Genomic DNA, 8,124 nt, shown 5'->3' with positions numbered 1-8,124 from the left:
GGCCGTGCCCGTCGTCGCCGGCTGCGTCGCGGGAGAGGCCGGGGACGGGCTTGCAGGGCCGGCAGGTCGGCGCGAGGCGGGCGGTGTCTCGGTGCTCACGCCGCCGAGATGGGCGCCGCCGCGTCCGCCGGCAAGCCGTCGAGGGGCACCAGCGCCTCCACGAAGCGCAGCGCGCAGGCACGCCACTCGTATCGCTCCGCATGTGCGCGGCAGGCCTCCCGGCGGATCGTCAGCGCGCGCAGGGCGGCCGCGCGCAGGTCGTCACCCACCGCCCCCACGGGCTCCGGCGCGGTGGCCAGGATGTCCTTCGGCCCGGTGACGTCATAGGCGGCGAAGGGCGTGCCGCAGGCGAGGCTTTCCAGCAGCACCAAGCCGAACGTGTCGGTCCGGCTCGGGAAGACCAGCACGTCGGCCGACGCATAGGAGGCGGCGAGATCCGTCCCGAAGCGTGGCCCGGTATAGACGGCGCCGGGATAGGCGGCGCGCAGCGCGGCGAGCTGCGGCCCGCCGCCGACCACGACCTTCGATCCCGGCAGATCGAGACGAAGGAAGGCCGCGATGTTCTTCTCCACCGCGACGCGCCCGACATAGGCGAACACCGGGCGCGGCAGTCCGGCCCACATGTCCGCGCCGCCGGGCCGGAAGGCGTCCAGATCGACACCGCGCGTCCACGGCGCGAGCCGGGCGAAGCCGCGCGCGGCGAGATCGTCCATCAGCGACGGCGTCGCCACCAGGGTCGCGTCGGCGGCGGCATGGAAGCGGCGCAGCGGCGGATAGAACAGCCCGGCCGGCAGCCGCGTGCGCGCGGCCAGATATTCGGCGAAGCGTGTGTGGAAGCTGGTCGTGAAATGCGCCCGCCGCCGCCGCGCCCAGGCGCGCGCGGCGAGGCCGAGCGGTCCTTCCGTCGCGATGTGCAGGTGATCGGGCGCGAAGGCCGCGATCATCCGCGCCAGCCGCCGCCCGGGCGCGAGCGCGAGGCGGATTTCGGGATAGGTGGGGCAGGGGATGGTGCGGAACCGGTCGGGTCCGATGACCTCGACCGCGTGACCCATCGCGGCCAGTTCGGTCGCGACGGTGGCGAGGGTGCGCACCACGCCGTTGACCTGCGGCGTCCAGGCATCGGACACGATCAGGATGCGCCGGCGTCCGCCGGCCGGGACTGCGTCGAGCAGGACGGGCCTCAGACGCTTTGCAGCGCGCCGGCACGCGCCGGCACGGGCGGGGCGACGGCGGGGCCGGATGTCCGGGCGGCGGCGGCGGCGATCGCGGCGCCGCGCGACGTGTGGAAACTGAGGCCGGCGCGCGCCGCCCAGTCGATCAGCTCGAGCCGTCCGTCGTGATGCTCGACCAGCGCGGTGCAGCTTTCCACCCAGTCGCCGTCGTTGATGTACATCACCCGGCCGACCTTGCGCATCTCCGCGTGGTGGATGTGGCCGCACACCACCCCGTCGTAGCCGCGCCGTTCCGCCTCGTGCGCGACGGCGCTTTCGAACCGGTCGATCGCCTTCACCGCCTCCTTGACCTGCCGCTTCAGCCACGCCGACAGCGACCAGTAGGGATAGCCGAGCCGGCGGCGCGCGGCGTTGAACCAGCGGTTGGCGACCAGCGCCGCCGTATAGGCCCAGTCGCCCAGCAGCGCGAGGAAGCGCGCGTAGCGGACGACGCTGTCGAACTCGTCGCCGTGCATCACCAATAGCCGCCGACCGTCGGCGGTGACATGCGTCGCGTCCTGCCGCAGCCGCACGCCCGCGATCTCCAGGCCGAGCGGCAGCCAGGCGCGGAACATCTCGTCGTGATTGCCGGGGATATACGTCACCTCGGTGCCCGCCCGCGCATGCGCGAGAATGAGCCGCAGCACCTCGTCATGCGTCGCGTCCCAGTACCAGGACTTGCGCAGCCGCCAGCCGTCGATCACGTCGCCGACCAGATACAGGTGCTCGCAGCCGTTGTTGCGCAGGAAATCAACGAGGAAGTCGCTGCGGCAGCCACGGGTTCCCAGATGCAGGTCGGAGATGAAGATGCTGCGGTAGCGGTCGCCCGCCTGCGCGCTGCGGGTCGGGAGATTCAGTGGAGCGATGGCGTTCATGACGCATCCTTCATCCGCGCGCGCCACTTAGGACGTTGCGCCGCGCCGTCGAAGTGAAGTTTGCATGACCGCCCGCGCGCGTCCGATCGCGTCGGCATCGTCATCGCGTCGACGCGGAACCTTCATCGTGCTGACACGTGGCCGTGTCATCGGTGACGTTTCTCCCGCTGGAGGCGAGTCCGCCGTGTTGCACCGCGCCGCCGCGCTCCGCTCGTCGATGGTCGTGGTGTTCAATCCGACGGCCGGGCGCCGCCGCGCGGCGCTGCTGTGGCGCGTGCTCGACGTGCTCGTCGCCAACGGCGTGCGGCTCGATCTGGTGGAGACGCTGCGGCCCGGTCACGCGGAGGCGCTGGCCCGCGAGGCGTCGCGGGCGGGGGCGCGGCTCGTCGTCGCCGCCGGCGGCGACGGCACCATCGCCGAGGTCGCGAACGGGCTGATCGGCGCCGAGGCACGGCTCGGCATCATCCCGCTCGGCACGGCGAACGTGCTGGCGCAGGAGCTGCAACTCTCCTTCGCGCCGCGCGCGGTCGCCGCGGCGCTCGCCTTCGGCCGGACCCGCCCGCTATGGCCCGGCCTCGTCATCGGCGAGGGACGCCAGCACCTGTTCGTCCAGATGCTCGGCATCGGCTTCGACGCGCAGGTCGTCCACCGGCTGCCCTCGGCGCTGAAGCGCCGCTGCGGTCGTGGCGCCTATGTCATGCAGACGCTGCGCGAACTCCTGCGCTACCGCTTCGACCCGCTCACCCTGCGCATCGACGGGACGGAGACGACGGCCGCGAGCGCCATCATCAGCAAGGGGCGGCTCTATGCCGGCCCCTATCTTCTGGCCCCCGACGCGTGCCCGTCCGAGGCCGGGTTTTCGGTGGCGTTGTTCGACCGCCCCGGCGCGCTGCCCGCGCTGCTGTCCGGCGCCGCTCTGCCGCTCGGCCTGCTGTCGCGCGCGCCGTGGGTGCGCCATGTCCGCGCGCGCAGCATCGACGTGCTGGGCAATCTGCCGGTCTGTGTGCAGGCGGACGGCGACGCCGCCGGGATGACGCCGCTGTCGGTCCGCGACGCGCCCGCCCCGATCGATGTCGTGGTCGGATAAGGCGGCGCCGGGGCGCCCGCCGGCCGGGACCTAGACGAGGGGGCGGGCGCAGTGCCGGGCATAGGCCGGCAGCGCCAGCAGACGCTCGTACCAGCGGCGCAGGGCGGGCGACTCGCTCCGGTCCACGTCCATGTTGAACCAGCGGTGGACGTGCACGCCCCAGCAGATATCCGCGAGGCTGAGGGCGGCGCCGGTGACATAGGCGCCGCTGCGGGCGATCTGCGCATCGAGGATCCGCCATGCCGCGTCGGCCCGCGCCGTCGCGGCGCGGATCGCCGCCATGTCGCGCGCCTCCGGCGCGGTGCGCACCAGGCCGAGGAAGACGACGTTCTGCGCCGGCGTCAGCAGCGTCTGCTGCGCGTCCATCCAGCGGTCGATCTCCGCGCGGCGGCGCGCGTCGGGCGGCCAGAACGGCGTGCCGCCGGCATGCGTGGCCGCGAGGTGGCGCAGGATCGCGTTGCTCTCCCACAGCGACCAGTTGCTCTCCTGCCAGGTCGGCACGAGGCCGGTCGGGTTCATCGCGCGATATTCGGGCGTGTCGGTCCCGCCATAAGGGCCGCCGACCTCGCGCAGCGTGTAGGGAATGGCGAGTTCGTCGGCGAGCCACAGCACCTTCATCACGTTGCTGGACGTCGCGCGTCCCCAGAGCGTGTTCATGCCAATCGGCTCCCCCGCCTGACCGGGTGCGATCCTACCGCGGCCGGCGCCTTGCGCGACCGCCGCGGCAAGCGCATCTGCCCGGCATGACGCCCATACGAAGCGCCGCCCTGCTGACCGTGCTCGGCGCCCTCGCCGCCCTCGCCGCCGCCTTCTCCGCCGAGTGGTGGGGCCACCTGGTGCCCTGCCCGCTCTGCCTGCTGGAGCGCTGGCCGTATCGGATCGTGCTCGCCCTCGGGCTGATCGCCTTCGTGCTGCCGGGGCGCGCGGCGCGGGCGGTGCTGGTGCTCGCCTTCGCCGCCATGCTGGGCGGCGTGATGCTCGGCGCGGTCCATGTCGGCGTGGAGCAGGGCTGGTGGCCGAGTCCGCTGCCGGAATGCGCGGCGCCGCATCTGTCGGGGAGCATCGCGGACCGCCTCGCGGCGATGCCGCTGCGCCCGGAGATGCCCTGCGACACCCCGGTCTATGTGCTGGGGCCGGTGCCGCTGTCGCTGGCGGCCCTCGACCTGCTGTACGCGCTGGCGTTTTCGCTGTTCCTGCTGGCGGCGGTGACGCGCCCGATCCCCCGCCGGCGCATCGGAGGCAAGGGATACGCATGACCGAGCACACCGAGACGACCGCATCGCCGCCCGCGGCCGGACTGCCGGCGGTGACGCCCGCCGCGCCCGTCCCTCACGCGCCCATCTGGCAGGCGATGCCGGACGCGGCCGATCGCGCGGAGCGCCTGGCCCGGATGATCCGCGTCGATCACGCCGGCGAATATGGTGCGACCCGCATCTATGCCGGGCAGCTCGCCGTGCTGGGGCAGGGGCCGAAGGGCGACATCCTCCGCCACATGCTGGCGCAGGAGGAGGTGCACCGGGCGAAGTTCGAGGAGCTGATCACCCGCCGCCGGGTGCGGCCGACCGCGCTGCTGCCGTTCTGGCACGTCGCCGGCTTCGCCCTCGGCGCGGTCACCGCCCGGCTCGGCGAGCGGGCGGCCATGGCCTGCACCGTCGCGGTGGAGGAGGCGATCGACGAACACTACGCCGCCCAGGCCGCCGAGCTGGGCGAGGACGAGGCGGACCTGCGCGGCATCATCGAGACGTTCCGCGAGGAAGAACTCGAACACCGCGACATCGGCCTCGCGCACGAGGCGGAACAGACGCCCGGCTATCGCCTGCTCTACGGCCTCATCCGCACCGGCTGCCGCGTCGCGATCGCGTTGAGCGAGAGGGTGTGACAGACCGTCGTAGCGGCCGGCCCAGGGGTGGGCACTAACGGTTTGGGAGGGGTCCACGTGCGGGCAACGCATCCACCGGAGCTGTCGGCGCGTGCGCGCTTCCTGCTGGGCGACATCGATCTCGCGGCCGCGCGGGGCTTGGAGATCGGGGCGCTCAACAGGCCGGTGATACCCCCCTCGCTTGCGGCCGTGACGTATGTGGATCATGCCCCGACCGAGGCGTTGCGCGAGAAGTATCGCGGCGACCCGAACGTCGATATCGACCGCATCGTGTCGGTGGATGCCGTGTGGGGCGAACAATCCCTGGCGGAATGTCTCGCCGGCCGTGCCCCCTTCAACTACGCGATCGCCGCGCATGTCATCGAGCACGTGCCCGACCTGGTCGGCTGGCTGCACGAGGTGGCGGAGGTGCTGCGTCCGGGCGGAGAATTGATGCTGGTGGTGCCGGACAAGCGCTACACCTTCGATCTGCTACGCCAGACCTCGCGCCTCGCGGATGTCATCGAGTCCTATGTCCGCGGTGTGCGCCGCCCGACTCCCGGGCAGGTCTTCGATCACTTCGCCAACCTCGTCGAGGTGGACGTGGCCGCGGCATGGGCCGGCACGCTGGAGCCGGCACGTCTGCGTCGCCGCAACGGACCGCACGGCGTTCTGGCGCTCTGCCGAACGGCGTTGGACGGCGCCTATCACGACTCGCATTGCTGGGTCTTCACGGTCGCCACGTTCCCCGGTTTGTGCGCCGCGCTGGCGGACCTTGATCTGATGCCATTCGAGCTGGTGCGGTTTCAGCCGACGCCGGTGAACGATCTGGAGATGCTGGCGGTGCTGCGTCGGCCGCCCGAAGGCACGCCTGGCGGTCTCGGCGGGTCGTTCCGCGCGGTGTTGGACAGGCTGGAGGCGAGGCAACTCGTGACGAGGGGCGACGGCGCCGGCCCGGATGGCGCCACCTTGTGGGATACGCTGGTAGCCCGCCTCGACGCGGCCGCCGCTGCAACGGCGCAGGCGGAGGCAGAGCGCGACAATCTCGCGTCTCGGGAAGCGGCGTTGCGCGCGGAGCTTGATCGACAAAGCCAACAGATCAAGGCGCTTGCGGAAGAACTCGCGCGCCTGAAGTCGTCGCGTTCGTGGCGCTGGACGCGTTTCATGCGCGCGGCGCGGGGCGGATGGGGCCGCCGGCGCGGCGACGGCGATGCGCCGCCGTCTCAGCTTTCCAGTTCGCTGTCCCAGTAGAGGTAATCCCGCCAGCTTTCGTGCAGATAGTTGGGCGGGAAGGCGCGGCCCTGGTCCTGCAGTTCCCACGTGGTCGGCTGGCGGGGGCTGACGCGCGGGTGCATGTGGCATTCGCGCGGCAGGCACGAGCCCTTGCGCAGGTTGCAGCAGCCGCAGGCGGTGACGACGTTTTCCCACGTCGTGCGGCCGCCCCGGCTGCGCGGGATGACGTGATCGAAAGTCAGATCCGGCGTCGGGAACCGCTCGCCGCAATACTGGCAGGCGAAGCCGTCGCGCAGAAACACGTTGAACCGGGTGAAGGCGGGGCGGCGCGCGGCGGGGATGTAGTCCTTCAGCGCGATCACGCTCGGCAGGCGCATCGACATGCTGGGCGAGCGCACCTCGGTCTCGTATTCGGACAGGACGGAGACGCGGTCGAGGAAGACGGCCTTCACGGCGTCCTGCCAGGACCACAGCGACAGCGGAAAATACGACAGGGGCCGGAAATCCGCGTTCAGGACGAGTGCCGGAAAGTGCTGACCGCCGTCAGGCAAGTACTGCTCCTGTCCCGTGCAGCCAGAAGCGACCGCCCTGCGGCGATCCCTCATCTGGGGGTCCAAGAGCCCGGAAGCCGCCAGATGTTGTGCGCTGCCGTAAGCCTCTGGGCGTTATCGCAGACGCGGCGCGACGTCGCAAGCCGCGGGCCGCCGCTTTCACGGCGCTGTCATGCGCCCCGCGTCAGCCGCCGAGCGCCGCCCGCAGGAACGCAGCACCCAGCGTGACGGCGGTCGGGTCGAGCGAATGATCGAGATCCGGAATGTAATGCGCCTCCACCGGAAAGCCCGCTTCACGCAGCCGCGCTTCCGCCTCGTGCGAGCGGGCGGGCGGCACCACGTCGTCCGCCTCGCCGTGCACGATCAGCACGGGCGCGTGGTTGCGAGCCTCGGCGGCCAGCGTGTCGGGCGCGATCAGCGCGCCCGCATAGGCCAGGATCGCCCGCGGCGGCGGCAGGCGGCGCGGCCCCGTGAACAGCACCGTCATGGCGCCCTGGCTGAAGCCCGCCAGCGCATAGGCGTCCGGCGGCAGGCCGAGGCGTTCCAGTTCCGCCGCGATGAAGGCGTCGAGATACGGCGCGGCCGCGCGCACCCCCGCCTCCATCTTCGCCGGCGCCCGGTCGGCCAGGCTCCACCATTGCCGCCCCGTCGGCGCCGCGTCATAGGCGAAGGGCGCATCCGGGGCGGCGAAGGCGACCGCCGGCAGCACCGGTGCCCAGGCATGGGCGAGGCCGATCAGGTCGTCGCCGCTCGCGCCGACGCCGTGGCAGATGACGACGAGATGCCGGGCCGGCCCCGGCTGCGCGCCGAGGCGCGGGCCATCGAGTTTGGTCTGCATCGGCCTAGTCTGCCCGTCATGCCGTCCACCGTCACCCGCTTCGCGCCGAGCCCGACCGGCTATCTCCATATCGGCCACATCCACGCGGCGCTGGTGGCCGAGCGCGCGGCCCGGCGGGCCGGCGGGCGGTTCCTGCTGCGGCTGGAGGACATCGATCCGGCGCGCTGCCGCCCCGCATACGCCGCCGCGATCCTGGAGGATCTGCGCTGGCTGGGGCTGGTCTGGGACGGCCCCGTGCGGGTGCAGTCGGCCCACATGACGGACTACCGCGCCGCGCTCGCGCGCCTGGAACGGCGCGGCCTGCTTTATCCCTGCTTCTGCTCGCGTGCCGACATCGCGCAGGCGCAGTCCGCCCCGCACGCGGCGCCGGACGGCGGCACGGTCTATCCCGGCACCTGCCGTGACCTGTCGCCCGCGACGCGGGCGGCGCGGATCGCCGCCGGGGCGCCGCATGCGTGGCGGCTCGACATG

The 8,124-nt window shown here is 72.3% G+C and carries 10 protein-coding genes; 5 read left to right on the top strand and 5 right to left on the bottom strand.

Translation table 11 applies throughout. The features are described 5' to 3' along the window. Nucleotides 1-95 precede the first annotated feature (95 nt). Nucleotides 96-1,127 (bottom strand): glycosyltransferase family 4 protein, encoded by a 1,032-nt coding sequence (locus tag B8460_RS08960; protein WP_241771154.1) that lies wholly within the window; start codon nt 1,125-1,127, stop codon nt 96-98. Nucleotides 1,128-1,180: 53 nt separating this feature from the next. Beyond that, nucleotides 1,181-2,086 carry a UDP-2,3-diacylglucosamine diphosphatase gene (locus tag B8460_RS08955; protein ID WP_048861245.1) on the bottom strand — a complete coding sequence of 302 codons (906 nt, stop codon included), beginning with the start codon at nt 2,084-2,086 and terminating at the stop codon, nt 1,181-1,183. A gap of 184 nt (nt 2,087-2,270) precedes the next feature. Here B8460_RS08955 and B8460_RS08950 point away from each other — a divergent pair, with 184 nt between their 5' ends. After that, nucleotides 2,271-3,173, top strand: a complete 903-nt coding sequence (locus B8460_RS08950; protein WP_241771153.1) for a diacylglycerol/lipid kinase family protein — start codon at nt 2,271-2,273, stop codon at nt 3,171-3,173. Nucleotides 3,174-3,203: 30 nt separating this feature from the next. Here B8460_RS08950 and B8460_RS08945 read toward each other — a convergent pair whose 3' ends face one another. After that, entirely contained in the window at nt 3,204-3,830 is a 627-nt protein-coding gene (locus B8460_RS08945; RefSeq protein WP_048861244.1) for a glutathione S-transferase family protein, read from the bottom strand. A gap of 86 nt (nt 3,831-3,916) precedes the next feature. Between B8460_RS08945 and B8460_RS08940 the strand changes: the two genes are divergently transcribed. From B8460_RS08940 to B8460_RS08930, 3 genes are read left to right on the top strand one after another with little or no spacing between them, the layout of a single operon-like run. After that, the gene (locus tag B8460_RS08940) at nt 3,917-4,429 is read left to right on the top strand and encodes a disulfide bond formation protein B (RefSeq protein WP_084623399.1); all 513 of its coding nucleotides are present in this window, start codon (nt 3,917-3,919) and stop codon (nt 4,427-4,429) included. Then, on the top strand, nt 4,426-5,052 hold the full coding sequence (locus tag B8460_RS08935; protein ID WP_084623398.1) for a demethoxyubiquinone hydroxylase family protein: 627 nt from the start codon (nt 4,426-4,428) through the stop codon (nt 5,050-5,052). Before B8460_RS08940 ends, B8460_RS08935 begins: the two co-directional genes overlap by 4 nt. Before the next feature lie 57 nt (nt 5,053-5,109). Beyond that, nucleotides 5,110-6,282 (top strand): methyltransferase domain-containing protein, encoded by a 1,173-nt coding sequence (locus B8460_RS08930; RefSeq protein ID WP_052945187.1) that lies wholly within the window; start codon nt 5,110-5,112, stop codon nt 6,280-6,282. Here the strand turns inward: B8460_RS08930 and B8460_RS08925 are convergent. Continuing rightward, nucleotides 6,255-6,815 (bottom strand): HNH endonuclease, encoded by a 561-nt coding sequence (locus tag B8460_RS08925; RefSeq protein WP_048861243.1) that lies wholly within the window; start codon nt 6,813-6,815, stop codon nt 6,255-6,257. The genes B8460_RS08930 and B8460_RS08925 overlap by 28 nt on opposite strands. A 184-nt stretch (nt 6,816-6,999) precedes the next feature. Next, a complete protein-coding gene (locus tag B8460_RS08920) occupies nt 7,000-7,653 on the bottom strand; it encodes an alpha/beta hydrolase (RefSeq protein WP_048861242.1) in 654 nt (217 codons plus the stop codon). An 18-nt stretch (nt 7,654-7,671) separates the two neighbouring features. Between B8460_RS08920 and B8460_RS08915 the strand changes: the two genes are divergently transcribed. Next, the coding region (locus B8460_RS08915; RefSeq protein WP_048861241.1) for a glutamate--tRNA ligase family protein at nt 7,672-8,124 on the top strand (453 nt) is incomplete at its 3' end.

Source organism: Acidisphaera rubrifaciens HS-AP3, from assembly GCF_000964365.1.
In the GTDB taxonomy this organism is placed as follows: domain Bacteria; phylum Pseudomonadota; class Alphaproteobacteria; order Acetobacterales; family Acetobacteraceae; genus Acidisphaera; species Acidisphaera rubrifaciens.
This window is presented reverse-complemented; position numbering and strand designations above follow the sequence as displayed.

What these genes read in the sequence shown, in the direction of transcription:
- B8460_RS08955 (WP_048861245.1), bottom strand. Translation starts at nt 2,086, where the DNA reads ATGAACGCCATCGCTCCACTGAATCTCCCGACCCGCAGCGCGCAGGCG.
- B8460_RS08945 (WP_048861244.1), bottom strand. Translation starts at nt 3,830, where the DNA reads ATGAACACGCTCTGGGGACGCGCGACGTCCAGCAACGTGATGAAGGTG.
- B8460_RS08940 (WP_084623399.1), top strand. Translation starts at nt 3,917, where the DNA reads ATGACGCCCATACGAAGCGCCGCCCTGCTGACCGTGCTCGGCGCCCTC.
- B8460_RS08935 (WP_084623398.1), top strand. Translation starts at nt 4,426, where the DNA reads ATGACCGAGCACACCGAGACGACCGCATCGCCGCCCGCGGCCGGACTG.
- B8460_RS08920 (WP_048861242.1), bottom strand. Translation starts at nt 7,653, where the DNA reads ATGCAGACCAAACTCGATGGCCCGCGCCTCGGCGCGCAGCCGGGGCCG.